A 26,010-nucleotide genomic window follows, 5' to 3' on the forward strand; every position below is an offset into this window, starting at 1 on the left:
AATCTCCCCCATATTAAGTCTCCTTATTACAGTAATATGCAGGGCGTTCACCTAATGTTATTTTTTAATAAGCTTGTTCATTACCTCATATAGCTTATTTGCTGCATCTGGAATACCAAGTTGTTTAGCAGCCAGTTTCATATTTTGTAATGTTTGTGTATCCAATAAAATTTCATCAATATCACGAATAAGCATTTCAGATGTTAAATCTTTTTCAAGTAGCATTTTAGCTGCTCCTTTATCAACAACTGATCGTGCATTTTTTTCTTGATGATTATTTGTTACATACGGACTCGGAATTAATACACTTGGCTTTCCTAATGCTGTTAATTCTGCAAGCGTTGTAGCCCCTGCTCTTGAAACAACAAGATCTACACCAGTCAGTACCTCTGGCATATTATGAATAAAAGGTTTAATAATAACATTATTCGGATTCCCTTTTTGTTTCACAGCTTCCATAACTTTATCATAATGTACTTCGCCTGTTACATATAATACTTCGTAACTTTTATTCCCAAATTGTTCAATCGCTTCTACAAAAGCATCGTTAATCGGTCTAGCCCCGCGACTCCCACCAAAAATAAGCACTGATTTTTTTGAAAGAGATAGTCCTACCGAACGTTTTCCTTTCATTCCATTTTGGTCCAATACTTCTGATGCACGTGGATTACCTGTCATAACCACTTTTGACTGTGGGAAATGTTCTGCAGCTGCTTCAAAACAAACTGCAACTTTATCGACATAACGACTTAAAAATTTATTCGTTACACCAGGTACACTATTTTGTTCATGTACAATAGTCGGAATACCTAATTTAGCCGCAGCATATACAACTGGCCCACATACGTATCCACCCGTACCGATAACAATATCAGGGTTAAAACGACGAATATATCGTTTACTATCTTGAACACCTTTTAGGAAACGCATCACCGTTTTTACATTATCAAGAGATATTTTCCGTTTAAATCCACTTATAACAATAGATTGGAACGGAATACCCGCTTTCGGTACGATGGTACTCTCTAATCCATTCTCTGTACCAATGTATAAAAACCTTGCTTCCGGATTTAATTTTTTTATTTCTCTAATTAAAGCAAGAGCTGGATAAATATGTCCTCCAGTACCCCCACCACTTACTAATACTCGCACTACTAATTCCTCCACTTCCCTGTTCTTATTCAATCGTATTTATTTCTATATACATATTGTATTTTCCACACATACGAAAAACCCTGTCTTTTAAACAGGGTTTAATAGCGAGAATGGCGACTTATATTCAATAATACACCTACTGCCATTAACATTAAGGTCAAACTTGATCCACCATAACTTAAAAATGGCAAAGTAATACCCGTAACAGGCATCAGTCCTGTTACAACACCAACATTAATCATTACTTGAATCGCAATCATCGCCACAATACCTACTGCTAAAAACGTACCATATAAATCTGGCGCTCCTAATGCTATACGAATCCCGCGCCATAGTAATAGACTAAATAATAATAACACAAATGAACCGCCAATAAAACCTAATTCCTCGGATAAGATTGCAAATATAAAGTCTGTTTGTGGTTCAGGTAAATAAAGAAACTTTTGTCTACTTTGTCCAAGTCCAAGACCAAATAAACCACCAGGTCCAATTGCGAGTAACGATTGAATAATTTGAAATCCACTTCCGAGCGGATCCGACCACGGATCTAAATATGATGTGATGCGTTTCATTCGATATGGTGCTGATGCAATTAACCCTACAAATCCCGCTGCACCAAGCAAACCAAACATTGCAAAGTGAAAGACCCTTGCTCCCGAGATAAATATCATAATAATACATGTCCCAACCATTACCGTTCCCGTACCAAGATCTGGCTGTAACATAATCATCCCAAAAGCAAGAAATACAAAACTTAGAGCAGGTAGTAATCCACGTTTAAAAGATGTAATTAATTTTTGTCGTTCCGCTAAAAATTTTGCTAAGAAAATAATCATCGCGAATTTCATAAACTCTGACGGTTGAATGGAGAATGCCCCGATTCCAATCCAACTTCGTGCTCCCCCGCGAACGAGACCTACTCCTGGAATTAAAACGAGAATAAGAAGAACGAAACAAACTAGCAAAATTACTTTTGAATACGTGCGCCACACCCAATAATCAATTTTCATTATAAAAAACATAGCCACTACACCAATACTCGCAAACAACAATTGTCTTTTTGCAAAAAAGAATGAATCCCCCATTTTATAAGAGGCCCAAACCGCACTCGCACTATAAACCATAATCATTCCGATTGTTAACAACGCAAGTGTAACGATGATGAGAATAAAATCAGGCGTTTTCTTCATTACCCATGAACACCACCTCTTTAGGCAGAACCTTTTGCCCTATGTAACAAAACATCAGTAGGTGTTAGCCTACTGATGTTTTGATTTACTTTATATAAGTTTATGCACAGCTTGTATAAAAATGTCTCCTCTTTCTTCAAATGTTTTAAATTGATCCCAGCTTGCACATGCTGGTGAAAGAAGAATTACATCGCCATCCGTAGAATGAGCGTAAGCTTTCACTACTGCCTCACCTAAAGTATCGACACTTTCAATTACATCTAATCCCGCTTTTTCAGCCGCTCTTACTAATTTTGGCGCAGTTTGTCCAAATGTTACAATCGCTTTGACATGTTTAAAGTATGGAATTAAATCGTCAAATTCATTTCCGCGATCAAGTCCGCCAGCCAATAAAACAATCGGTTGTGTAAATGCAGACAATGCTTTTTCTGTCGCTAACATATTCGTCGCTTTTGAATCATTATAAAACTTACGATTATTAATCGTTGTTACATATTCTAAGCGATGCTTTACACCTGTAAAACTTTTTAGCACAGCAGTAATTGCTTCATTAGAAACACCTAGTAACTTCGCAATACTCATCGCTGCTAAAATATTTTCTAAATTGTGCTTACCAGGTAAAACAATATCGCTTACTTCAACCACTTTTTCGCCTTTAAAATAAAGAGCGTTTTCTTTTATATATGCACCATCTTCAATTTCTTTCGTAGTCGAAAATAGTACTTTTTGTCCTTTACTTTGTGCCGATAACGTCATTACATCTGCATCATCCGCATTAATTACACTATAATCTGTTTCAGTTTGGTTTTTGAAAATATTCGCTTTTGCCAAACCATACTCTTCCTTCGTTCCATGGTAATCTAAATGCGCTTCAAATAAATTTAAAAATGCAGCAATTTTAGGTTGGAACGTCTCTACTCCCATCAACTGGAATGATGAAAGTTCTGTAACTACAACTTCATTTTCTTTTGCAGCTTGTGCAACTTCACAAGCTACTGTTCCGATATTTCCCGCAATAACAGGTTGCTTTTTGCCTTCTTTTAACATTTCAAACGCAAGCATTGTCGTTGTTGTTTTACCGTTAGATCCCGTAATTCCAACAAATGGGGCTTCTGAAATACGATATGCTAATTCAACTTCAGTGACAATCGGAATTTGCTTTTCTTTCGCCGCCACTAGTAGCGGATTAGAATATGGAATCCCTGGATTTTTTACGACAAGTGAAATGTTTCTTTCCAACAATTCTAACGGATGTCCACCACAAACAACATCCATACCCTTCGCTTGTAATTCAGCTGCAGGCACGTTACCCGCTAATGGTTTCCCATCATTTACAATAACGTTTGCACCTAATTCATTTAATAAAGTAGCTGCTGCATAACCACTTTTAGCAATACCTAATACAAGAACATTTTTATTTTCAAATTCAGTTATAGTTTTCAATTACATCCACACCCCGATATAAATTCCTAACACAGCTAGTAAAAATCCTACAGACCAAAACGTTACAACAACGCGCCATTCTGACCAACCACATAATTCGTAATGATGATGTAATGGACTCATTTTAAAGACACGCTTTCCTGTTGTTTTGAACGAAATAACTTGGATAATAACAGATAAAGTTTCTGCTACGAATACACCGCCAATAATAACGAGTAACAATTCTTGTTTTAACAAAATCGCTACAGCTGCAATTGCTCCCCCTAAAGCTAGAGATCCTGTATCGCCCATAAATACTTTCGCCGGATTCGCATTGAATACTAAAAAGCCAAGTACAGCTCCTACAACTGCCATACAGAAAATCGCTACACCAAATTGTTCTTGAGCCACAGCAATAATACTAAATGCCCCGAATGCAATAGCAGCTGTTCCTGATAATAAACCATCTAAACCATCTGTTAAGTTAACCGCATTCGATCCACCAATAAGCATAAATAATACAAGAACAAAGTATGCCCATCCTAATTCGAATTCAACATCCGTTCCTGGAATCATAATATAAGTATGAAATGCTTGCCCTTTTCCAATTAAAAAGAACGCAATAGCAATTACAAGCTGACCAATCAATTTTTGTTTTGATGTTAAACCAAGATTTCTTTTCTTAACTACTTTTATATAGTCATCTAAAAATCCGATTAACCCATATCCAAATGTAACTAATAACAATAATGATACTTCTGCACCTAAATTGTTAAATTTAATCGCCATAATGAGCGTAGTTACCATCATGGATACATATATGACAATACCACCCATCGTTGGTGTCCCTGATTTCTTTTGGTGTGACTTCGGTCCTTCGTCACGAATACTCTGTCCGAACTTTAACTTTCTTAAAAATGGAATAAATAATGGCGAAAGGGCAACAGAAATTAAAAATGCTACCCCGGCCGTTACTAATAAACCTTGTTCAAGCACATGTAGTCCTCCTCTCATGCTGTTACTCTTTGTTGTTTAAACGCTCCGTGATTGCTTCTTTAGCGACTTCACGATCGTCAAAATGATGAACTTCCTTACCAACAATTTGATATGTTTCATGCCCTTTACCAGCAATAATAATGATGTCCGCATCTTTTGCTTTAGCAATTGCACAACGTATCGCTTCTTTTCTATCAATAATTACCTCGTAATTATTCCCATTTGCACCATTTACCATATCATCTAAAATAGCCTTCGGATCTTCACTTCTTGGATTATCTGATGTATAAATTGCATGCGTTGCATATTCTGTTGCGACACTTGCCATTATCGGTCTTTTCGTTCTATCTCTATCACCACCGCAACCAACAATACAATATACATTCCCTTTTGCAAATTGTTTTGCTGTTTTAAGTACGTTCTCTAAGCTATCCGGTGTATGCGCATAGTCAACAATAACTGTGTAATTTTGTCCACCATCAACAACTTCAAAACGTCCAGGAACACCAGCAAGCTCTTTAATTACATCAATAATTGTTTGCAAGCTCACTCCTGAAACAAGACCTGCTGCTGTAGCAGCTAACACGTTGTATACATTAAACTTGCCAATTAATTTCATCGTAACATTGACAGTTTCATACGGTGTTACAAGGGTAAATGTTGTACCGCCACTCGTCATTACGATATCTCGTGCCATAATGTCGCTTGCAACATCTATACCGTATGTTACAACAGTAGCTGCTGTACTTCTCATATACTCCTCTGCTACTGGATCATCACTGTTTAATATAGCGTATTTTTCACGATTATGATGATAACTATTGCCAAGCTGTGCAAAAAGCAACCCTTTCGCATGCTTATATTCTTCCATCGTTTTATGATAGTCTAAATGATCTTGTGTTAAATTCGTAAATACTGCAACATCGTAATCGCACCCGTGTACACGGCCAAGATCTAAAGCATGAGACGAAACTTCCATTACTGTGCTATCCACACCTTGTTCAACCATTTTAAAAAACGTCTGTTGAAGTGTTAGTGCATCTGGTGTTGTATTTTTCACCTCAAATGTTTCATCACCGATTTTCATATTAATCGTTCCGATTAGCCCCGTTTTATGACCATGTGCGCGCATAATTTCATCCATAATATGCGATGTTGTTGTCTTTCCATTTGTACCTGTAATACCGATTAAATGTAACTTGTGTGTTGGTTGGCCATAAAAATAATCAGCTAAAACCGCTAGCGAACGAAAAGTATTTTTCACAAGTACAACTGGAACGTCAACATCAATTGGTCTTTCCGCAACAATAGCAGCCGCTCCTTGTGCGGCTGCTTGCTTAGCAAAGTCATGGCTATCAACCGTATATCCTTTCATACATATAAATAAGCTTCCCTCTTTCACTTTACGTGAATCCGCTTCAATAGATGTTATTTCTGGATTTTCTTTTGGAACAACTGGAAAATCATGCAAACATGATAAAAGTGTATGCAACTTCATTTCACTAAACCCTCTCTACATTGTTTATTTATCTCTTATTTTAGCAAGTAACACGTTACCTCCTATTTATATAAAAATAGAAGGTAAGTGCTACTATAGCCTAATCAATAGATTTATTTATTAACGAGACACTTATCGTCTCAAATAAAGCAATTTCCCTATAAAAAACTCACTTCCACCAATTGTACCATAAAAAACAATCAGTTACCTTTAATTCCCGAAGTAAATTCTAACTTTTGAACCCTCTTTTACTTTAGCTCCTGCTTCTGGTGATTGTTTAATTACTTTCCCACCATCACCACTTATATCAAGCTTCAAGTCTACAAGTTGCGTTTGTAAATCTTTCTTTTTCATACCAATTAAATTCGGAACTTCCACAGTTGGTGTATCGCCCCATTTATATTCTTTCTCAACTTGCTCTTTTCTCGGTTCCACTCCCATTACAGGAAGTGCGTCACGAAGAATATTCCCAACAATAGGTGCTGCTACAACTCCACCAAATTGAGTGACTCCTTTTGGGTTATCCACAGCTACATAAACAACAATTTGCGGATCGTCGGCTGGAGCAAAACCGATAAATGATACAATGTAGTTATTATCTAAATATTTTCCGTCTTTTACCTTTTGAGCAGTTCCAGTTTTTCCACCTACACGATATCCATCAATGTACGCTCCTTTACCAGAACCTTTCGCTACAACATTCTCTAATGCATACCGAACTTTCTCTGAAGTTTCCTTGGAAATAACTTCCCTTTTCGCAACTGGTGTCTTTTTGCTGACAACTTGATTATTCTTCGGATCAATAAATTCCTTCGCTATATATGGCTGATACAAAGTTCCACCATTTACAGCGGCCGCTACAGCTGCTACTTGTTGAATCGGTGTAACAGAAACACCTTGCCCAAATGAAGTCGTCGCTTGCTCGACTGGACCAACTTTATCTAAATTAAATAAAATCCCGCTACCTTCACCTTGCAAGTCAATTCCGGTCTTCTGTCCAAACCCGAAATTGCGAATGTATTTAAACAACCGATCTTTACCAAGTCGATCACCGAGTTCAATAAATCCTGGGTTACAAGAGTTTTGAACTACCTCTAAAAACGTTTGGCTACCATGGCCTCCAGCTTTCCAGCAGCGCAATCTAGCTCCACCAACTTCAGCTGCTCCATCATCATAAAACGTATCTTTCTCTAAGTCTACCAAATTTTCATTCAAGGCTGCAGCTAATGTAATAATCTTAAATGTTGACCCCGGCTCGTACGTACTCCATACAGGTAAGTTTCTGTTATATACTTCGGGAGAAACACTTTGGAAATCTGCTGGATCAAAACTTGGCCGACTTGACATACCTAAAATTTCACCATTTTTCGGATTCATTGCAATTGCGATCATGCCATCTGGATTATACGTTGACTCCGCAATATTCATTTCTCTTTCCATAATTCTCGTAATGCGTGCATCAATCGTTAGTCCCAAATTCAAACCAGCTTCTGGCTTTTTGAAATCATCACCTACATTAGGCATTCTCTGCCCTTTCGCATCTGCAAAAAATCGCACATGACCTTTATCACCATTTAACTCTTTATCATAATATTTCTCTAGTCCCATAAGCCCTTGATTATCACTGCCCGCAAATCCTAATACGTGTGATAAAAAATTACCGAATGGATAGTACCGGATAGAATCCTCAGCGATATACACACCCTTTAAACTTAATCCGCGTACTTCTTTCGCTTTGTCATGCGATATTTTCCTTCCGCCTTTATCAAGCCTTACAATCGACTCTTTTTTTGTAATCCGCGTATAAATATCATCTTTTTCCACACCTAATACTGCAGCTAACTTCTCTGCAGTCTCTGCTGGTTTTTCAATTTGCCTCGGCACAACAAAGACGGTCGGTGCACTTTTATTCGTAGCAAGCTCCACACCATTTCGATCTAAAATCTTCCCCCGCTCTGGTTCAAAAGTAATATTACGACTCCATGAATCCTTCGCACGATCTGTTAACATATTCCCAAGAAAAAATTGCACATATCCAAGACGAATATCGATGATGGTGAAAATGAGTATACCCGATATAAGTATAAAAATAAGTCGTTTCCTAACTGTTACATTTGATACACGCATATTGGAACAAGCCTCCCTTACGCCTAGCTTGTTCCAATATATGCTTGTACTTATTTAATTAGAACTTCTTCCCTATTACCATTATGGCTTTTCTGCTTCTTGCTGTGGCTCAAGTGGTGGTACGAGTGTTACACCTAGTTCTGTACCAGGTTGCAACAATGTTCCTTCCGCCACACTTTGTTCCGTTACATATCCTGTACCAGAAGGTTTTAAGTTAAGCTTTAATGTTTTTGCTAAATTCATAACATCACGCAGTGCCCATCCCTGTATATTTGGCATTGTAGGCTTATCTCCTACTAAGAAGACTCGATCACCTTTTAATGTTTGTTCAGTTGCTTTTGGCACTTGCTGCTGTACTTTACCTTCACCTAATACAATTGGACGAAGTTTTGCTTTATCAATTGCTTTTTTCGCTTCATCCATCGTTTTTCCTGTTACATCCGGAACGACAGTTTGTTGCTCTTTCACATATTTCTTCGGATCCTTTACTTCATTTGGCTTAATCTTTAAATACTCTAAACTATTTTTCGTTACATATTTAAAGATATCAGCTAAAGGTTTAGCCCCGTTTTCATCATCTTTTAATTTCGGCTGTTTAACGGCCACATACACAACAAGTTGTGGATCGTCCATCGGTGCCATACCTAAGAATGAGAATATATAATTCTCTCTTCCTGTCATATAGCCACCTTTCCCGTCAGGAATTTGTGCTGTACCTGTTTTACCACCGACTGAATAACCATCAATTTTATATGCAGTCCCTGTTCCTTTCGGTGATGTAACAACACGTTCTAGTAATTGTCTTACTTGCGCGGCTGTCTCTTTGGTAACAGGTTTTCCTACTTCTTCTGGTTTATGCTCTAGCTGTACTTTACCTGTTATTGGATCCACAATTTTATCAACTGTATAAGGTTTCATCATTTTACCATCATTGGCAATCGCTGTTGCAGCTTGCACAAGTTGAATCGGTGTAACTGTAGAACCTTGTCCAAATGCCGTTGTTACTTGCTGTATTTGTTGATCAAATAAAATTGTATTTGACCCTTCACCAGGTAAATCAATGTTTGTTTTTTCATCTAATCCAAAACTGTGAATATATTTTCGAAAACGCTCTGGACCAAGTTTTTGATCCCCTAAAATTGCGAACGCTACGTTTGAAGATCGCTCTACCCCTTCATCAAAAGTAATAGAACCCCATCCAGCGCCGCCGTTATGATCTTTTATTTTGCGATTACCAACTTGATATGTACCAGACTGATAAAAGTCTTGCCCATTGTATACACCTTCATTAATGGCCGCCGCTAATGTAAAAATCTTCATTGTTGATCCCGGTTCAAACGCATTTGCAATGGCGTCGTTATAATAGTAATTCATCTGTCCTTGGTTCGGATCATAACTAGGTTTACTAGACATCGCTAATATTTTCCCTGTCTTCGGATCCGCTACAATTCCAATTAAATTTTCTGGTTCATAATGTTTACTCGCTTCTTTCATCGCGTCTTCTAAATAACTTTGAATACGTTGGTCAACCGTTAAATACACATTATCTCCATTTTTAGGTGCCTTTACATTCACTTTTCCACCGTCAAGAGATACACCTCTACGGTCCCCTGTATACGCTACCTCACCATTAGAAGCACCTAAATACTTATCCAAACTCTTTTCTAAGCCAAATTGACCTACTGCGATTCCATTCTCATCAGGTCTGGCATGACCTATGACGTAAGATGCGAAATCACCGTTTGGATAAACTCTCGCATTTTCGGTAATAAAAGTTATTCCCGGCAATTTCAATGCTTCTATTTGTTCTTTCTTTTCTTTCGTCAAGCCCTTACCCAATGTTCCAAATTCCACTTGACTTCTGCCTTCTTTATTTAAAGTAGCTAAAATTTTATCTTCATCTTTCCCGAGTACTCCTGCGATTTTCTTTGCAGTATCCTCTTTATCCTTAACAGCGTTAGCCCCTTTTAACTCGGCTACAAGTTTATAAGAATTTGCATCTTGCGCTAGGACATGACCATTTTGATCATAAATTGTTCCTCGATTCGCTTCGAGAACTCCCTTTTTACTATGTTTCTGCTCAGCAAGTTTCTTTAAATCATGATTGTCCACTGTTCCGGTTACTTGTATGTAAAAAAATCGGGCTAATAACAGCAAAAAGAGCAGGAGGAAAAATATCATAAAATAACCTGCTCCCTTATTGGTATGAAATTTGGTCATATTTCTCTTCATCTTTTCTTCACACCTATTTGCCTTACTTTAGGCCTTTCACGTTATTCGCATTAATTTCTAGCCCGTGTTTTTTTGCAACTTCAGCGATACGCTCATAACGACTTAATTTCTCTACTTCAGCCTGCAATTCTTGATTTTCCTTTTGGTTTTTCACAATTTGTTCTTCTATCGTCGCTGCTTCTACATTCACTTGATAAAGACCCGCTTTATTCCCAATAAAAGCTACACAAGCATATAATAAAAATCCAATAAACGTTACATACAATAGCTTTTCAATTCTTGTAATTTTCGCTTTAACTTTTGGCTTAACCATCTGCTGTGGCGGCGTTTGAATTTGTACCTCTTCTTGCGCCTGTTGTTTATACTTTACAGCTAAATTAGTCATACCTCTCTCTCCTTTTTATCGTTTTTCAGCGATTCTCAACTTCGCAGAACGCGCTCGATTATTTTCTTCTAATTCAATGTCAGAAGGTAAAATCGGTTTTCTTGTAATAAGCTTTAATTTCGGTTTAAATTCATCCGGAATAATCGGTAGTCCCGGTGGTAATTGTGGCGTTGTGCTATTTCGCTTAAACGTCGTTTTACAAATACGATCTTCTAAAGAATGGAACGTTATAACACTAACTCTTCCACCAGGCTTGACCATATCAATTGCAGACTCCAACGCCTCTTCAAATACTTTTAATTCATCATTTACAGCAATACGAATCGCCTGGAATACTCGCTTCGCAGGATGTCCACCTGTTCTACGTGCCGGAGCTGGAATACCTTCTTTAATTAATTCTACTAATTCTCCCGTCGTTTCAATAGCCTTATTCTCGCGATACGCTTCAATTTTCCTTACTATTTGCTTTGAAAATTTTTCTTCGCCGTATTGGAAGAAAATTCTTACGAGTTGTTCATATGACCAGCTGTTTACAACATCATATGCTGTTAATGGGGCATCTTGATCCATCCGCATATCTAACGGTGCATCATGATGATAACTAAAGCCACGCTCTGGTGTATCTAATTGTGGGGATGAAACACCTAAATCGAATAAAATCCCGTCTACTTCTGTGATACCTAATTCATGTAGTTTTTCAGATAAATAACGGAAGTTGCTCTTCACTGTTACAAATTGTTCACCATAAGAAGAAAATTTTTCCTTTGCATTTTGAATCGCTATTTCATCTTGATCAAATGCTATTAATTTTCCACCATCTGTTAGCTGAGATAATAAATAAGAACTATGTCCTCCTCCACCCAGTGTACAATCTACATATGTACCACTCGGCTTTATATCTAAGCCATCTACTGTTTCTTTCAAAAGTACTGTTACGTGTTTGAACATTGCTGCACCTACTCTTTTTCCAATTAATTATGTTAAATACATTTCTCACTCTACAAACATTATTTACTACTAGAGGATGAAATGCTACTAAAGAACGACTCATTTAACTTCCAGCAAGGTAGCCTGCTATACAAATCGCTATTTTATTTTATTATATACTAAATTTTATCATTTTTTGCGGGAATTTAAACAAAAACCTGTCGAAAAAGATATTAATCCGTTTACATTTTGTGCTATTTTGTCATATATATAAACCTGGTACATAGCGATTCATTACATCAATATAAGATGGATAATTCAGAAATTTTTCACTTCACAGTTAATTCAACGAAATAAAAATAAAATCCTGCTCAAAAGAGCAAGATTTTATAGTTTTATTACATGATGTTTTCCATCCCATGAAAATGATTGTTCCATTACCCGGTCCACAAAATCAAGACCGAAGCGATTTAAATAATAACAGACATTCCACACACGTTCTTGCGGTGCTCCTAATGGACGAAGCGCAAATTGCACACGTCGGAATTTATTTAGTTGAACCTCATGCTTCTTCTCAACGTTTCTTTTCAACATTTTTTCTAACAGTTCAATTTGTTCATTAATTTTCAGTTCATTTTTCCCTGCAAACTCATTTAATCCTGGATCTATTTTTTTCACGAATAGTTGTAATGATGTATGAATATCCATTATTTCTTTTTTCGCTTCTAGAAATCGTTCGTCTATCGGTTCCTCTATTTGATTAGAAAGCCAATTGTCACGCAAATTATCTACTTTTTTTAGAAATGGATCAATTTCTTGCAAATCTAAATCGTGTAAATCTGTCGCTATATCTCGCTCCATATAAGTAATCGTAAGCCGTGGAACGACAGGTGGCATTTGGAAACCGACAGTATGAAACACTTGTTGCAATTCACTCCAATAAGCTAACTCTCCCGGACCACCAATAAACGCTAACGTAGGAAACACATACTCTTGCATAAGAGGACGCGTTACAACATTATTACTAAAACGTTCTGGACTTCTTTCCATCTCTTCCATCAATTCTTCATACGAAAATGAATGCACTCCATCTTTTCCAATAAATTTGCCTTGATTCTCTTCAAGCAATACTCGCTCATTATCAATTTCCATAAATATATGCACTGCATTTGCCTTCGTTTCAATAATCGGTTTAAATCCTAATTCCTTAATTACTTCCTGTTGATTATGAAGGCCTACTTGAATTTCTTTATATTTACTTATTATTTGTTGTAAAAACGGTACTTCTAATTTTCTTAAGGCAGGATGATGAGAATCTACAAGAATTAAACCAGAATTCACGAACATTTTTGTAATAAGGTGCGCAAAGAAATCTACATATGTATGCGATTTATCTAAAGCATCCTCAACAAATTGTAATACATCCTTTGTAAAATTCGTTTCCGGATATGTTTTAAAAATCTCTTCGATCCATTTTCTACAGTCTTCAATAGAAAGCTCTGACTCAGAAGCACTCGCTTTTTTCGGATGACGATCATGAAAAATGGTCTTTTTTATTTTTTTATTTTTCGTTACAAATGTATGATTAATTTCATCCATATCATGATCTTCACCAGCAATCCAAAAGACCGGAACAACTCGAACCCCTAAGCTCTCTTCTTTTTCTTTTGCAAGCTGTAAAATCGAAATGATTTTATGCACCGTATAAAGTGGTCCAGTTAACAATCCAGCTTGTTGTCCAGCTATAACTACATATGTATTTTCATCTTCAAGCGCTTTTATATTTTGAATTGTAGATTCTCCCGCTTGCAATTGTGTATTATATTCTAATAAATGCGTTACTAAATCTTGACGGAAAAACTCTCTCTCACGTAAATCATGTAAACGCTGTTTAAAAGCATCTTCTGTTAACAAATAGTCAAAACATGACTCTATCTCTTTTTTACCGTTCACATAGTCCGCTACAACACCTTGTAGTGGAACAGAGATTTCTTTTATCTCCATATAATTCTTCCTTTCGTATCCTGTTCTCTCACCAACCCACATTGTAGTCAATGTTTCACGTAAAAGCAAAGAAAAACACTTATAATTCCATCCCTTTTATTGCATTATACAAAAATTGAAGTGTCGGAACGGATTGTTGTCGTCCCTTCGCTTCTTCTAATACATATCCGACAATCGCATTAATTTCCGTTTGTCTATTCTCTCTTACATCCGCTAACATAGATGATGTATTACGAGATGTTTTTTTACATACTTGGCATACCATTTGCCATACCATTCTTTCGTCCTCTTCTTTAATAAGAAATGCAACTTCCTCAAATACTTGCTCCATCATTTGATAAAAAAACGGATTTGCAATTAACTCTCCGTTCTCAACCCGTAATAATGCGGTCAGTGGATTAATACATACATTCACCACTAATTTATTACGCATAATCCCATTCCAATCATCTTCAATTTGAATCGGAAAATAATGTAAAGGAAAATGATTCAATACCTTTTCAAAACCATTAGATTGACCACGCACTACACCAAACTTTGTAACACCTATTCCAGTGTGATGTACTGTATGTTTCCCTTCTTTTTTCGCACCATGCTCCACGATCCCAACTGCTATACGTTCATTCCCTAATTTTTTCATAATGTGAAGGTGAGACATTCCATTTTGCAAAAAGATTAATGACGATTCAGCCTGCACAAAAGGTAATATGTCAGTTATATGATACTGCTTTACAGCAATAAATGTATAATCCAACTCCGCATCTCGCATACTTTCTATTGGTAAAACAGTTGGGAATACCGTTTCACTTTCCCCATCTCTAATACAAGTTACACCTGTTACATTCAATTCCTCAGCCTGCTTAGCCGTCCTTGTAAACAACGTAACATCCTGATTATTTTTTTGTAAATAAAATGTATATAGTAGACCAATAGCTCCTGGTCCAACAATTCCAATTTTCATCTTCACACAAGGAACGTGTATTAACAAGTGATATACGCTCCCTTGCCCTTCCCCCTTTACAGCTTATTAAATTATAATTGCATAGTTAAGGATTCAATTATCTTTTCACAAATGCAACCTCTTCTTTCACTATGTATATACTACTTATATACATAGTTCTACTCTTAGTTTAGCAAATCCTCAAAAAAATAATGAAAGAAATATTCTATCTTCTTCATAAAAACTAAAAAATGAGTTATAATATTATTATAAATATTATAACTTTTCTGCATTCAACAAGATATGAAAAGGATGTGATGTAATGGGATTCCCAAAAGTTGAGCGCTTGCTCATCAATTATAAAACATTAGATGAATTTAAAAAGTTTAAAGGTTGCGGAGCTCAAGAACTATCCATGTTGGAAGAATTAGAAGCAAACATTATTGAAAATGATAGCGAATCTCCGTTTTACGGTATTTATTACGGAGGATCGCTAATCGCACGTATGAGTCTATACATGAAAAGAAACGGCGGGGAACCATTTGAAATTACAGGACCTTACCTAGAACTTTATAAACTTGAAGTGTTACCGACTTTTCAAAAACAAGGATTCGGACAAATACTTGTTAACTATGCGAAGCAACTGAAATTCCCAATTAAAACGATAGCACGTATCCATTCAGCTGGTTTTTGGGATAAATTAAGTTTCCAACCAGTATCAGTAACTGATGGTGATTTTTATATTTGGCTTCCAGAAACAAATGTGAATGCGGTTACAAATGAAGAATCTGCATAAGAAATAAAAAAAACAGCTGCGTAACAGCTGTTTTTTATTTCTTTAACTTCTCTAATTTCCCATTCGAGCGAGCACCATTTCTTTCCGCTACCATTACACTTCTTTTTTGATCGATATAATCAAGTAATGTTCTATATTCTTCCTCATATACTGATAATCGCTCCAGAAGACGCTCTCGCTCTGTTTGTAACGATTCAATTTGTTGTTGCAACACCATTAAAGAGTTTTCATCTTTATAATTTCGTAAGAAATCAATAACATCATTCAACGTAATAGATTTCGGCTCTAATACCTTTGTCTCTTTCACTTCATAATTTTCTACCTTACGAAGTTGCTTTGCTTCTTCAATACGTTCTTTATACTGCTTTCTAACGCAAGAATTCCACCTAAATCCACAAGCTGCAGGTGTACGAGACAAATGTCTCCCCACTTCTTTAAAAGCGGACAGTTGGGTTCCACCTTCACGAATATGCCGGAGTACTACTTCTGCCAGAAGCAAATCTTCATCATCAGTCCAAGCATCTTGTCTTGTTGTCGCCATCTCTCTAGTCCTCCCTATGCATTTTTTATTAAGCATATGCAGTTACTAGAAAAGATAGAATACAACAAATAAAGAATAAGACAAAAAAAAATAAACGCAGAAGATATCTTCTGCGTTTATTTTCCCGCAATTACTTGCTGATTACTTCTTTACCTTTGTAAGTACCGCATGCTTTACATACACGGTGAGCTAATTTCGCTTCACCACAGCTTGGGCACTCTACCATACCAGGTACTGATAATTTGAAATGCGTACGACGCTTTCTTTTTACTGTTTTAGAAGTTCTTCTAAAAGGTACAGCCATTCTTCCCACCTCCTTAAAAGAAATAGTTATTTTCATATGAAGGCCTAAACCAGTCTTCCGATTATTTGTCAAAAAACTTTGCAAGTCCTGCTAATCTTGGATCAACAGTCTTTTCTTTGTTTTCCTCCGAAATCACTTGCCAGTCTTGACCTTGCATCGGTGCTCCACCAGAAACATCATCACTGAAAATTTGCATTGGAATCTCCAAAAGTATATTTTCCTTGATTACGGGCAGTAAGTCAAGTACTTCTCCTTCTAAACAATGAATTTCAGCTTCTGTTTCAAATTCTTCTTCTGAAGTTTGGAACACCTCAGTTGTTTTAATGTCAAATGGTAATGTCACATCTACTAAAGAGCGAGAACATGGTAAAACCATGCTTCCAGTTATATGTAGATGAAACGTAAACTTACCGGAGCCAAAATCAACTCTTCCTGTTACATGAACGGGATTAATTTCACGAATATCTTTCTCGACCTCTTTTAGCTCACTTACATCTACCATTTCATTTAATGTCAATCCTTTATTTCTCAATTTATTCAATTGATGGATGGACCATTTCATATCATATCACCTCAAGGCAACAAACAAAATTATAGCTAGCCATTTTATATTTGTCAATGTTTTTTCTTTACACTATAATGAAGTCATCATAGGAAATAATATATAGATTATCACGTTTTCCAAAAAGATGCTACATCGAAAGGAGAGATTACCATAAAAGCCAGTGGTATTGTTGTTGAATATAACCCTTTTCATAACGGTCATGCTTATCATGTGCAACAAACAAAAAAGTTAACACAGTCTGATATTATTATCGCCGTTATGAGTGGTCCTTTTTTGCAGCGTGGTGAGCCAGCACTCATCTCCAAATGGTATCGTACTAAAATGGCCTTAACAAACGGCGTAGACCTCGTTGTAGAGCTTCCTTATGCATTTGCAACACAAAAGGCCGAAACTTTTGCAAATGGTGCAATTTCGATTTTAAACGCCCTTCATGTTTCTGAGATTTGTTTCGGTAGTGAAGATGGAAAAACTGAAAATTTCTACAATACCATCTCTGTACAAAAAAATGAAGAAGAGACTTTCAATCGTCTTGTGAAGCAATTTATGAATGCGGGTAATAGTTATGCAAAAGCTACATCTGAAGCCTTTCAACACATCTTACCACCTGAAAAAACTGTAGATATGTCACAACCAAATAACATTTTAGGTTTACAGTACATTAAAGCTATCCTTTTACAAAATAGCTCCATGCAAGCACAAACTATAAAAAGATTCGCCTCTCATTATCATGATGAAACATTTCACGATCAACATATTGCAAGTGCAACAAGTATCCGCAAACAGCTATTTAATGAACACGGTTCATCTATAACTATTGAGCCTTTTATTCCGAAAACAACTGCTTCTCTTTTAGAAAACTACAAGCAAAACTATGGGACGTTACATAACTGGGAAAAATACTTTTCATTTTTCAAATACAAACTTATGACGATGTCTCCGGGGGACTTACAACATATATATGAAATTGAAGAGGGTTTAGAGCATCGTATTTTATCAAAAATACAAGACAGTTCATCTTTCTATTCATTCATGGAAGCATTAAAAACAAAACGTTATACATGGACTAGATTACAAAGAGCTTGTACACACATTTTAACAAATACAACGAAGGAAGAAATGTATAAAGCTAATATAGAACAGCACGCGCCGTATATTCGTCTACTCGGAATGTCACAAAAAGGACAAACTTATCTTTCTAAAAATAAGAAAAGAATAGAACTGCCAATCCTTACTCATACAAAATCATTCGAACACCCTACTTTAGACATAGAGCGAAAATCAAATGCTGTATATTTCTCCATAACGCAAGAACCTTTGCGGACACAAATGCTAAAACAAGAAGCAACACATCATCCAATTCGTTATGATGAAACAACGAAAAAATTCCTATAAGAAAAACCTCTCTTCTTCAGAGAGGTTTACTTTGTTTTACCCATTTTTTCCAAATATGTTAATGCATCATCCAGTGTGTCCACCGGTACAATTTTCATCTTTGTTTTAATATCTTTCGCAGCTTCAAGAGCATCTTTATAATTCGATTTCTCTACACCCTTTTCATTTGGCGCAAAGAACACTTCAGCTCCCGCATCACTAGCAGCTACTACTTTTTGCTGAATACCACCAATGGGACCAATTTCTCCTTTATCATTGATTGTACCTGTTCCAGCTATTTCATGTCCGTTTGTTAAATCTTCTTCAACGAGTTGATTATAAATTTCTAAGGTAAACATTAAACCCGCTGATGGCCCCCCTATTTCATGGGAATCAATTTTCACTTTCGGATCTACCACTAACTCTCTTTCTGTAACGATAGATACACCTATTCCAACGCGGCCATTTCCATTAGGAATTGTCTTTACATTTAAATTTTCTTTAAACTGTTTTCCACCTCGCTTGTATTCAATATTTACTGTATCTCCCTCTTTTTTCCCTGTCATATACTCAATAAATTGTTCCGTCTTTTCGAATGTTTTTCCGTCGACAGCTATGATGACATCTCCAAGCTTAAGCTTCCCTTCTGACGGCATACCCTTTGTCACACCAGCAACTAGTACCCCTTTATTTTCAAAAGATACGGAACGATTTGCACGTTTATATGCATTATAAATTGCGGCGTTTTGTGAATCTTTCATTGCATAATTTTGGCGAAATTGATATTCTTCATCACTCTCACCTTTTTGCAATATTTCTTCCGCCTTCGAAACGTGTGTATATTTATTAAATTGCGCGGCTATTAAGTTCACAACATTTGCAGGTCCCATTGAGACTGTGACAAGCATAAAATCACCAGACTCTTTAGTTCCACCGTCAACTTGCACGTACGGCGCTAATTTCGCGGCCATACCCGGTTTTGTCACATAGTATGGCAAACGCACATAAACAAGTAGCATCGCCAATATAACCCCTATTAAAATTGCATATATAAACCGAAAACGCTTAAACATTATGTTGCTCCTTCCACTGCTCAATTAGTAAATAAATGTTTGAAATGTGTTTTTCTGCTTCCACTTCTCCGACCCGAATAATGTCTTCAATATGTGTAAAAGCACGCGAACTAAATTGTTCTACTGCTGGCCGCATCATTAAATCTGATGCTATTTGCCGATTCATCACAAGTTCATGCTGCATGATTTCAATACTCTGCATAATCACATCATAAATCGATGTAACCTCTCCATTCACCTTAATTGGAGATACATCAACAGCAATAACAATATCAGCCCCTAAATCTTTTACAACCGATACGGGAATACGGTCAATTACCCCTCCATCCACTAATAAGCGGCCATCTATTTTCTCTGGAACAAACACCCCCGGCACAGATATACTAGCTCGAACCGCCTCCGCAATCGGACCGCTTGTAAAAACAACTTTTTCCCCCTTCAAAATGTCAGTAGCCACAACAGCCGTCGGGATATCTAACTGCTCTAAATTTTTATTATATGTAAACATTTTAATCATATCTTTAATACGTTTTCCAGCAATAAATCCCATTTTAGGAACTGTAAAATCCAAATAATATTTCCTTTTAAAAACAGCGGCCAATCTATACAGTCTTTCAACGTCACAACTCGCTGCATAAAATGTACCAATTAATGCTCCTATACTACTACCTGCTACCATATGAATAGGGATGCCAGCTTCCCTTAACACTTTTATTACCCCTATATGAGCAAAACCTTTTGCACCTCCGGATCCAAGTGCTAAACCGATTTTTGGTTCCTTCATTTTTCTCACCCTTTAATTTTTTTCATTCCTTTTTCATACTTATGGTCTAAATTCACCACATATCCACGTATACTGAAATGAACGTTTTTGGGACAAAGGGGGATTTTCTTACATGTACGAAAAATGGAAAACTGCTTTTCTTACCATATCAATGTTATTTTTAACCTTTTCTCTTGTACTCCACCCCCAAGCTGCTTTGCAAGCTTCAATTCGAGGGTTAAATATATGGTGGGAAGTTGTATTCCCTTCATTACTACCGTTTTTCATCATTGCGGAACTTCTAATCAGTATTGGTATTGTAAAATTTATCGGCGTTATATTAGAACCACTAATGCGTCCATTGTTTCGTGTTCCAGGGGTAGGCGGGTTTGTTTGGGCAATGGGAATGGCTTCAGGATTCCCCGCTGGCGCCAAATTAAGCGCTAGACTACGCAAGAGCAATCAACTAACACAAATTGAAGCGGAACGACTCGTATCTTTCACAAATTCTTCTAATCCGCTTTTTATTTTTGGAGCGGTTTCTATTGGTTTTTTCAATAATCCAAAATTAGGGCTCGTATTAGCAGCAGCACATTATATAAGTAACTTTACCGTCGGATTACTGATGCGCTTTTATGGTAGCAACGATACTTACATAAAAGAAAAACATACGAATCAAAAACGTGCCTTTCAAAATCCTTTTTCCATTCTCCACCAAACACGTATGCAAGAAAAAAGGCCAATCGGAAAACTACTTGGTGACGCTATCGTTTCTTCTATTCAAACACTGCTCATGATTGGTGGGTTTATTATTTTATTCTCTGTTTTAAATAAAATGATTACTGTTTTCGAAATTACAGAAGCGCTTTCTTTTATTATGCAACATATTTTATCATTCTTCCAACTTACCTCCCAATTTAATATTCCGATATTATCCGGTATTTTTGAAATGACGCTTGGAAGCCAAATGATCAGCCAAATAAATGAAACAACACTTCTTCAACAAGCAATGGTAACAAGCTTCATTTTAGCATTTAGTGGTCTTTCTATTCAGGCACAAGTAGCAAGCATATTAGCGGAGACAGATATCCGTTTTAAACCATATTTTTTAGCTCGAATTATCCAAAGCATTATCGCTCCTATTTTCACTTTTATATTTTGGGAACCATTTTATGAAAAAGTTCATTCTGTCTCGCCTACACAAGAAGATATTCCCGTATTTTTATTGAATCATTCTTTTACACTAAATGATATTTGGACAGCATTTATACACTACGGACCAATCTTCACCTTATTTTGTTTATATTTATATGTTATCTTATTGTTTTTACGTATTTATAAAGAAAAACCCCGTTCACTTTAACGGGGTTTGAAACTTTTCTTTTAAAGCTCGCTCTACAATCGGAGGAACAAGGTCTACTACACTTCCTCCATATCTCGCAACTTCTTTCACAATACTTGAACTTAAAAATGAATATTGATTGTTTGTCATAATAAAAAAGGTCTCTATATTTTCGTCTAATTTTCGATTCATTGAAGTAATTTGCATCTCATATTCAAAATCAGAAACCGCTCGCAAACCACGCAATATTGCATTTGCATTACGCATTTTTGCATATTCCACCAATAATCCACTATGTGAATCAATCTTTACATTCGGAATATCCTTTGTCGCCTCTCGAATTAACTCTAAGCGTTCTTCTACCGAAAAGAATGGTTTTTTTGATGAATTATTTAAAACAACTACATATACTTCATCAAATACTTTTGCTCCCCTTTTAATAATATCCAAATGTCCAAGGGTAATTGGATCAAAACTCCCTGAAGAAATAGCTATACTTGTCATTCCGTCCCCTCACCTTCATACTTATAAATCGAAATTGCTGTAATCCCATAGTTTTCCGCTCGTACTTTTACAAGTTCTCCTATAGAGTCAGGTAAAACCACGTCATCCCCGTGCTCTGCCATAATGATTCCATCTTTATTTAACAATCCATGTTGATCCATCACACTAACTAAAGACACAATTTTTTGAGCTTTATATGGAGGGTCTATTAGTATAAGATCGAATGATATTTCACGCTTTATAAGCGCCTTTACCGCACGCTCTGCATCATTTCGGTACACTTCAGCTTGTTCTTGTAGTCTACAGCTTTCTAAATTTTGATGAATGACTTTTATCGCTTTACTATCTCGGTCAACAAAAATCGCTTTATCAATCCCTCTACTTATGGCCTCAATTCCAAGACCACCGCTACCACCAAATAAATCAAGAGCGATACCACCATCATAATAAGGACCTATCATATTAAAAATAGATTCTTTCACTTTATCTGTCGTTGGACGCGTTGTATTACCAGGTACCGCTTTAAGTGGGTGCCCTTTACATTTTCCTGAAACTACTCTCATCTGTTGTCACTACCTTTATTTCAATCTATAGAGCGATTACAGCAAATTCATTCCAATTAGGTAACCGCCACCAATTCATACTATTTCATACATTTTTTCATTAATCTATTATTTAACTAATTGAAAACCTCAGTTAAAATAACCGCTCGCTATTTCTTTCATATCCATTTCACTATTTGCAAGCAACAACCCTCTATGTACATCAGTTCCACTTTACCTTTTTTATCCTATCATAAAATAAAAAAAAGAAAAATAAAAAGCCTAACATAAATTTTAATTTCATTATGTATATCTTCATTTAGATTGGACATAAATAAATATAACAACATCACCTTCGATGTTGTTGCCAACCGCGGAGAAGACTTACGTTTCCCCATAAGTTCTTCCTCCGGTTTCTCCTCTCCCTTTGCCTTCTTACTAGTTCATACTAGTATAAGAAGGGCCCTGCATTGCAGGGTTTTTTTTCTTTGTCTACTTTTCATTTAAAAAGTGAGATGGTACAGTAAAAGAAAGAGGAGGAAAAAATATGATTCAACGCTTTATAGAACTCGGAGAAGGCTACTCTGATTTATATGAATTACTCGAAATTGCCAAAGCAAACAAAGAGCGTATAACACATATGTTACAATTTGAAACTGTAAAAAACGAAAAAAAAGTGTGTTCACTTGTTGTAATACTAAAACCTACAACTACTGGTGATTTCCAGCCATTATACATATGTCGTGAAGGCATTCCTGTACTTGAAAATAAAAAAAGCAAACGTGTTATTTTATTTGAAGAAACGGCAGAACAAATAGGGAAAAAAGTTACTACCTTTACTGTAAAACCGTCGACAACCTTCCCTGAAAAAGAACTCTTTTTTAATCATCTAATTGGTATTTTACGAATGAACAATTTCATTCCTCCAATGAAGTAACACGTTATTTCAAGTAAAAAAATCCCCTGCTAAATTTAGCAGGGGATTTTTTTTATTAGCTATAATCGTATTCCTTCGCCCGATCAGGACGTGAATTTTCGAATTCCGTTTTTAAAAATGGGCGATACGACTGTTCTACTTTTTTTACAAAAGGAAGTTTATTCAATTTTTGCATCATATGCTCAATTTGTTCCATATCACAATATACAACCGCATATTTCAATCGTTTTGATATGTAATGAATGTTACCATATTTCCTTAAAATCTTGGCATGTTTCAATGAATGTAAATAAACAATCATACTTTGTCGTTGCCCGAACATAATCTTCTCCATCTTCTCCTTTTAAAAACTTATATTCTTATCTTTTATGAAAACCAATCAGAAATTTATGACATTAAAGGACAAACTCTGTATACGTTTTCTTCCATATTCTAAAAAACGGGGTAAATTACCCCGTTTTTTTACAACCACAACCGCCTCCGGTACCACAACCACCGCCACAGCCACCCGCATCAAAAAACGGATTTCCTGTTGGAACTTTAATGGAAGAGGATACCTCCGAACCGATTGCTACACTAACTTCATCTAATAACTTTTGTAAAGCAGTTTCTGCTTTTTTAAAGGCTGCAATTTTATCATGCAAATCTACAGAACGCTTTAATTCCCTCATTTTCGTTGAAACGAAAGTGTAGTCAGGATGATATTTACCAAAGCGTTGCACTTCTTCATATCGCTCTTTCATCGCTGTAAACTGTTGAATTAGCGTCTGGACATCTATATCTTCTTGTATATCCTTATAACACTTACGATAATCTTCTGCTATATCTGAACAAATGATTGATTTTGCAAGCTGCTCTGCCTTATCTAAAATCAGTACGCTTTCCAGCGTCGCTACAATCATGAGAGACACCTCCGAGTATTCATCATAACACATTTGGGACAGAACTACTAATTGAAGTCTCTCACCTAAAAGAAAGATATGCTTCTAACTTCTTTTCATATAATCCTCTTATACTCCTATACGCTAATATGCTCCGCAATATTGTATTTAAGAACATCCCATTTCCCACTATTTTCTTTCACATAGCTAATACATGCGTTTTTTAACGGCGTTTTAAATGTAATTTCCTCTGGTGTAATCGCATGTAAAATCGCTTTTATTGCATGTGAATGCGCAACAATGATAATACGCTTATCTCCATGGGTTGCTGCAACCTCTTGTAAAGCGGTAAAACAGCGTTCTACAATCTCTTCGTCCCGCTCCATACCTTTTACATTACCTTCTGCAATTAACTCTCTAACTGTCGCAACTGGTTTCCCAGAAGCTTCTCCAAAATTACGTTCCATAAATCGCTCATCTAATAAAATAGATTGCAATCCAATAGCCTCAGCAATTTCCCTAGCTGTTTCTTGAGCTCTAATTAAAGGGCTACTGATAATAATATCCCACGATTCCGCTTGCAAGGCAGCTGCACTTTGACTCGCTTGCTTTTTCCCAACTTCGTTAAGCGGAATATCTTCGCGCCCTTGAATAATCTCTTGAAAATTCCAATCAGTTTGTCCATGTCGTACTAAACAAATTTCTGTCATGCTGCAACTCCTTTTTAAATAATCCGCTTCTATTGTATCAAAAGTTCTGCATGACGGACATAGTTTTCCCTTCCAATTATGTTGTATTTTGCTGCTTCATATACTGAAACATATCGATCATAATGGAAGCAACTGCTAATTGATTTTGGAATTTTTCAACTTTATCTGGTATCGTTTTTTTGAAATGTTGCATAGCAGCTAACTCAAAGGCTTCTTTTTCTTCAGGGTTTCGCGTTAGTTTTCTATACCAGTACGGTTGCTCCCTTATATAGCGAGATAAATCCTCATCAGCCTTTATAAACTCCATAATTTCTGCTCTCATCCTCTTTCCCCCTAATCCTTCTGAAAGAAAAATGGATTATTTTCGGAAGTACTTTCTGCTTGCTGTGTGCGGTTCCCTTGAAATTGTTGAATAACTTGTTGCACACTACCAATGGCACTCGTCACATTAGCTAAATGGTGTTGCATTTGTTCCACATCTAGCTTTTTAAAGAAAGAAAGCATTTGTCCCATCACATCAGCAGTTTTTTCCTCTTCAGTTCGATTATCTTTTTCTTTTTCTTGTTTATTTTCTTTTACCGAAGAAAAAGCAGGCGCTCCATCAGGTCTAAAAGTTGCCCATATCGGATCTTCTTCACCAAGTAAGTACCATTCTTCATAAAACTGTTGCCAAGTTTTGTGACCACTTCTAACCTCATGAACCATTTTAGGGTGATGGTTTACAAACTCTTTAAACTGTTGAACCGATGGATGTAACGGTCCTTTTGTTGTTGGCATAATCCTCACCTCTTCATGTATATCTACT

At 36.4% G+C, this 26,010-nt stretch carries 27 protein-coding genes; 4 read left to right on the forward strand and 23 right to left on the reverse strand.

Going from position 1 to position 26,010, the window contains the following annotated elements:
- Positions 1–57: 57 nt before the first annotated feature.
- The 11 genes from murG to panE form a co-directional block, all read right to left on the reverse strand.
- The gene (murG, locus tag BAQ49_RS20545) at positions 58–1,152 is read right to left on the reverse strand and encodes an undecaprenyldiphospho-muramoylpentapeptide beta-N-acetylglucosaminyltransferase (RefSeq protein ID WP_071746844.1); all 1,095 of its coding nucleotides are present in this window, start codon (positions 1,150–1,152) and stop codon (positions 58–60) included.
- 101 nt (positions 1,153–1,253) lie between these two features.
- Positions 1,254–2,345: a stage V sporulation protein E gene (spoVE, locus tag BAQ49_RS20550; RefSeq protein WP_000753514.1), complete on the reverse strand. Its 1,092-nt coding sequence runs from the start codon at positions 2,343–2,345 to the stop codon at positions 1,254–1,256.
- Positions 2,346–2,435: 90 nt separating this feature from the next.
- Complete coding sequence (murD, locus tag BAQ49_RS20555; RefSeq protein ID WP_071746845.1) at positions 2,436–3,788, reverse strand: UDP-N-acetylmuramoyl-L-alanine--D-glutamate ligase; 1,353 nt, start codon at positions 3,786–3,788, stop codon at positions 2,436–2,438.
- Entirely contained in the window at positions 3,789–4,763 is a 975-nt protein-coding gene (mraY, locus tag BAQ49_RS20560) for a phospho-N-acetylmuramoyl-pentapeptide-transferase (RefSeq protein ID WP_000893066.1), read from the reverse strand.
- A gap of 22 nt (positions 4,764–4,785) precedes the next feature.
- On the reverse strand, positions 4,786–6,261 hold the full coding sequence (gene murE / locus BAQ49_RS20565; RefSeq protein WP_071746846.1) for a UDP-N-acetylmuramoyl-L-alanyl-D-glutamate--2,6-diaminopimelate ligase: 1,476 nt from the start codon (positions 6,259–6,261) through the stop codon (positions 4,786–4,788).
- Positions 6,262–6,471: 210 nt separating this feature from the next.
- Positions 6,472–8,388, reverse strand: coding sequence for a stage V sporulation protein D (locus BAQ49_RS20570; protein WP_002121911.1), 1,917 nt, complete (start codon positions 8,386–8,388; stop codon positions 6,472–6,474).
- 81 nt (positions 8,389–8,469) lie between these two features.
- The gene (locus BAQ49_RS20575) at positions 8,470–10,620 is read right to left on the reverse strand and encodes a penicillin-binding protein (protein WP_084667521.1); all 2,151 of its coding nucleotides are present in this window, start codon (positions 10,618–10,620) and stop codon (positions 8,470–8,472) included.
- Between the two features lie 22 nt (positions 10,621–10,642).
- Complete coding sequence (gene ftsL, locus BAQ49_RS20580; protein WP_000182807.1) at positions 10,643–11,005, reverse strand: cell division protein FtsL; 363 nt, start codon at positions 11,003–11,005, stop codon at positions 10,643–10,645.
- A gap of 15 nt (positions 11,006–11,020) precedes the next feature.
- Positions 11,021–11,953: a 16S rRNA (cytosine(1402)-N(4))-methyltransferase RsmH gene (gene rsmH / locus BAQ49_RS20585; protein WP_000472513.1), complete on the reverse strand. Its 933-nt coding sequence runs from the start codon at positions 11,951–11,953 to the stop codon at positions 11,021–11,023.
- A gap of 366 nt (positions 11,954–12,319) precedes the next feature.
- Entirely contained in the window at positions 12,320–13,936 is a 1,617-nt protein-coding gene (bshC, locus tag BAQ49_RS20590; RefSeq protein ID WP_071746848.1) for a bacillithiol biosynthesis cysteine-adding enzyme BshC, read from the reverse strand.
- A gap of 79 nt (positions 13,937–14,015) precedes the next feature.
- Positions 14,016–14,903, reverse strand: a complete 888-nt coding sequence (gene panE / locus BAQ49_RS20595) for a 2-dehydropantoate 2-reductase (RefSeq protein WP_071747012.1) — start codon at positions 14,901–14,903, stop codon at positions 14,016–14,018.
- Between the two features lie 295 nt (positions 14,904–15,198).
- Between panE and BAQ49_RS20600 the strand changes: the two genes are divergently transcribed.
- Complete coding sequence (locus tag BAQ49_RS20600; protein WP_071746849.1) at positions 15,199–15,672, forward strand: N-acetyltransferase; 474 nt, start codon at positions 15,199–15,201, stop codon at positions 15,670–15,672.
- 34 nt (positions 15,673–15,706) lie between these two features.
- Here the strand turns inward: BAQ49_RS20600 and BAQ49_RS20605 are convergent, their stop codons facing one another.
- The 3 genes from BAQ49_RS20605 to BAQ49_RS20615 form a co-directional block, all read right to left on the reverse strand.
- Positions 15,707–16,213 carry an RsfA family transcriptional regulator gene (locus BAQ49_RS20605; protein WP_071746850.1) on the reverse strand — a complete coding sequence of 169 codons (507 nt, stop codon included), beginning with the start codon at positions 16,211–16,213 and terminating at the stop codon, positions 15,707–15,709.
- Positions 16,214–16,343: 130 nt separating this feature from the next.
- A complete protein-coding gene (gene rpmF / locus BAQ49_RS20610; RefSeq protein ID WP_001984764.1) occupies positions 16,344–16,517 on the reverse strand; it encodes a 50S ribosomal protein L32 in 174 nt (57 codons plus the stop codon).
- A gap of 61 nt (positions 16,518–16,578) precedes the next feature.
- Entirely contained in the window at positions 16,579–17,079 is a 501-nt protein-coding gene (locus BAQ49_RS20615; protein WP_000872151.1) for a YceD family protein, read from the reverse strand.
- 153 nt (positions 17,080–17,232) lie between these two features.
- Between BAQ49_RS20615 and BAQ49_RS20620 the strand changes: the two genes are divergently transcribed.
- Positions 17,233–18,474: a nucleotidyltransferase gene (locus BAQ49_RS20620; protein ID WP_165616069.1), complete on the forward strand. Its 1,242-nt coding sequence runs from the start codon at positions 17,233–17,235 to the stop codon at positions 18,472–18,474.
- 26 nt (positions 18,475–18,500) lie between these two features.
- Here the strand turns inward: BAQ49_RS20620 and BAQ49_RS20625 are convergent, their stop codons facing one another.
- Both BAQ49_RS20625 and BAQ49_RS20630 read right to left on the reverse strand, forming a co-directional pair.
- Positions 18,501–19,526 carry a SepM family pheromone-processing serine protease gene (locus BAQ49_RS20625; protein ID WP_071746852.1) on the reverse strand — a complete coding sequence of 342 codons (1,026 nt, stop codon included), beginning with the start codon at positions 19,524–19,526 and terminating at the stop codon, positions 18,501–18,503.
- Positions 19,519–20,310, reverse strand: a complete 792-nt coding sequence (locus tag BAQ49_RS20630; RefSeq protein WP_071746853.1) for a patatin-like phospholipase family protein — start codon at positions 20,308–20,310, stop codon at positions 19,519–19,521. The genes BAQ49_RS20625 and BAQ49_RS20630 overlap by 8 nt, the downstream gene beginning before the upstream one ends.
- A 112-nt stretch (positions 20,311–20,422) precedes the next feature.
- Here BAQ49_RS20630 and ylbJ point away from each other — a divergent pair, with 112 nt between their 5' ends.
- Positions 20,423–21,652: a dipicolinic acid transporter SpoVV gene (gene ylbJ / locus BAQ49_RS20635; protein ID WP_071746854.1), complete on the forward strand. Its 1,230-nt coding sequence runs from the start codon at positions 20,423–20,425 to the stop codon at positions 21,650–21,652.
- On the opposite strand, the gene coaD is transcribed toward ylbJ, so the two are convergent.
- Both coaD and rsmD read right to left on the reverse strand, forming a co-directional pair.
- A complete protein-coding gene (gene coaD / locus BAQ49_RS20640) occupies positions 21,644–22,135 on the reverse strand; it encodes a pantetheine-phosphate adenylyltransferase (protein ID WP_070144650.1) in 492 nt (163 codons plus the stop codon). The two genes, ylbJ and coaD, sit on opposite strands and share 9 nt — an antisense overlap.
- Positions 22,132–22,698 (reverse strand): 16S rRNA (guanine(966)-N(2))-methyltransferase RsmD, encoded by a 567-nt coding sequence (rsmD, locus tag BAQ49_RS20645; protein WP_001266992.1) that lies wholly within the window; start codon positions 22,696–22,698, stop codon positions 22,132–22,134. Before rsmD ends, coaD begins: the two co-directional genes overlap by 4 nt.
- A 526-nt stretch (positions 22,699–23,224) precedes the next feature.
- Here rsmD and BAQ49_RS20650 point away from each other — a divergent pair.
- Positions 23,225–23,614: a DUF7147 family protein gene (locus BAQ49_RS20650; protein WP_000616004.1), complete on the forward strand. Its 390-nt coding sequence runs from the start codon at positions 23,225–23,227 to the stop codon at positions 23,612–23,614.
- A 55-nt stretch (positions 23,615–23,669) separates the two neighbouring features.
- Here the strand turns inward: BAQ49_RS20650 and BAQ49_RS20655 are convergent, their stop codons facing one another.
- The 5 genes from BAQ49_RS20655 to BAQ49_RS20675 form a co-directional block, all read right to left on the reverse strand.
- On the reverse strand, positions 23,670–23,936 hold the full coding sequence (locus tag BAQ49_RS20655) for a YlbG family protein (RefSeq protein ID WP_002088292.1): 267 nt from the start codon (positions 23,934–23,936) through the stop codon (positions 23,670–23,672).
- A 127-nt stretch (positions 23,937–24,063) separates the two neighbouring features.
- Positions 24,064–24,516 (reverse strand): YlbF/YmcA family competence regulator, encoded by a 453-nt coding sequence (locus BAQ49_RS20660; protein ID WP_000634367.1) that lies wholly within the window; start codon positions 24,514–24,516, stop codon positions 24,064–24,066.
- Between the two features lie 116 nt (positions 24,517–24,632).
- Entirely contained in the window at positions 24,633–25,205 is a 573-nt protein-coding gene (locus BAQ49_RS20665; RefSeq protein WP_071746855.1) for a histidine phosphatase family protein, read from the reverse strand.
- Between the two features lie 76 nt (positions 25,206–25,281).
- Positions 25,282–25,527, reverse strand: coding sequence for a YlbE-like family protein (locus tag BAQ49_RS20670; RefSeq protein ID WP_001200991.1), 246 nt, complete (start codon positions 25,525–25,527; stop codon positions 25,282–25,284).
- 11 nt (positions 25,528–25,538) lie between these two features.
- Positions 25,539–25,982 (reverse strand): YlbD family protein, encoded by a 444-nt coding sequence (locus tag BAQ49_RS20675; protein ID WP_071746856.1) that lies wholly within the window; start codon positions 25,980–25,982, stop codon positions 25,539–25,541.
- Between the last annotated feature and the right edge of the window lie 28 nt (positions 25,983–26,010).

The sequence above is a fragment of the Bacillus proteolyticus genome, from assembly GCF_001884065.1.
Taxonomy (GTDB): Bacteria; Bacillota; Bacilli; order Bacillales; family Bacillaceae_G; genus Bacillus_A; species Bacillus_A proteolyticus.

Excerpts from the sequence above, each read along its gene's own strand:
- BAQ49_RS20625 (WP_071746852.1), bottom strand. The coding sequence starts at position 19,526 with ATGTTTAAGCGTTTTCGGTTTATATATGCAATTTTAATAGGGGTTATA.
- murE (WP_071746846.1), bottom strand. The coding sequence starts at position 6,261 with ATGAAGTTGCATACACTTTTATCATGTTTGCATGATTTTCCAGTTGTT.
- coaD (WP_070144650.1), bottom strand. The coding sequence starts at position 22,135 with ATGACAAGTATAGCTATTTCTTCAGGGAGTTTTGATCCAATTACCCTT.
- BAQ49_RS20660 (WP_000634367.1), bottom strand. The coding sequence starts at position 24,516 with ATGATTGTAGCGACGCTGGAAAGCGTACTGATTTTAGATAAGGCAGAG.
- spoVE (WP_000753514.1), bottom strand. The coding sequence starts at position 2,345 with ATGAAGAAAACGCCTGATTTTATTCTCATCATCGTTACACTTGCGTTG.
- BAQ49_RS20655 (WP_002088292.1), bottom strand. The coding sequence starts at position 23,936 with ATGTTCGGGCAACGACAAAGTATGATTGTTTATTTACATTCATTGAAA.
- bshC (WP_071746848.1), bottom strand. The coding sequence starts at position 13,936 with ATGGAGATAAAAGAAATCTCTGTTCCACTACAAGGTGTTGTAGCGGAC.
- BAQ49_RS20630 (WP_071746853.1), bottom strand. The coding sequence starts at position 20,310 with ATGAAGGAACCAAAAATCGGTTTAGCACTTGGATCCGGAGGTGCAAAA.
- BAQ49_RS20570 (WP_002121911.1), bottom strand. The coding sequence starts at position 8,388 with ATGCGTGTATCAAATGTAACAGTTAGGAAACGACTTATTTTTATACTT.
- BAQ49_RS20665 (WP_071746855.1), bottom strand. The coding sequence starts at position 25,205 with ATGACAGAAATTTGTTTAGTACGACATGGACAAACTGATTGGAATTTT.
- ylbJ (WP_071746854.1), top strand. The coding sequence starts at position 20,423 with ATGTACGAAAAATGGAAAACTGCTTTTCTTACCATATCAATGTTATTT.
- BAQ49_RS20670 (WP_001200991.1), bottom strand. The coding sequence starts at position 25,527 with ATGAGAGCAGAAATTATGGAGTTTATAAAGGCTGATGAGGATTTATCT.
- BAQ49_RS20650 (WP_000616004.1), top strand. The coding sequence starts at position 23,225 with ATGATTCAACGCTTTATAGAACTCGGAGAAGGCTACTCTGATTTATAT.
- rpmF (WP_001984764.1), bottom strand. The coding sequence starts at position 16,517 with ATGGCTGTACCTTTTAGAAGAACTTCTAAAACAGTAAAAAGAAAGCGT.
- rsmH (WP_000472513.1), bottom strand. The coding sequence starts at position 11,953 with ATGTTCAAACACGTAACAGTACTTTTGAAAGAAACAGTAGATGGCTTA.
- BAQ49_RS20575 (WP_084667521.1), bottom strand. The coding sequence starts at position 10,620 with ATGAAGAGAAATATGACCAAATTTCATACCAATAAGGGAGCAGGTTAT.
- BAQ49_RS20600 (WP_071746849.1), top strand. The coding sequence starts at position 15,199 with ATGGGATTCCCAAAAGTTGAGCGCTTGCTCATCAATTATAAAACATTA.
- ftsL (WP_000182807.1), bottom strand. The coding sequence starts at position 11,005 with ATGACTAATTTAGCTGTAAAGTATAAACAACAGGCGCAAGAAGAGGTA.
- BAQ49_RS20605 (WP_071746850.1), bottom strand. The coding sequence starts at position 16,213 with ATGGCGACAACAAGACAAGATGCTTGGACTGATGATGAAGATTTGCTT.
- BAQ49_RS20615 (WP_000872151.1), bottom strand. The coding sequence starts at position 17,079 with ATGAAATGGTCCATCCATCAATTGAATAAATTGAGAAATAAAGGATTG.
- BAQ49_RS20675 (WP_071746856.1), bottom strand. The coding sequence starts at position 25,982 with ATGCCAACAACAAAAGGACCGTTACATCCATCGGTTCAACAGTTTAAA.
- rsmD (WP_001266992.1), bottom strand. The coding sequence starts at position 22,698 with ATGAGAGTAGTTTCAGGAAAATGTAAAGGGCACCCACTTAAAGCGGTA.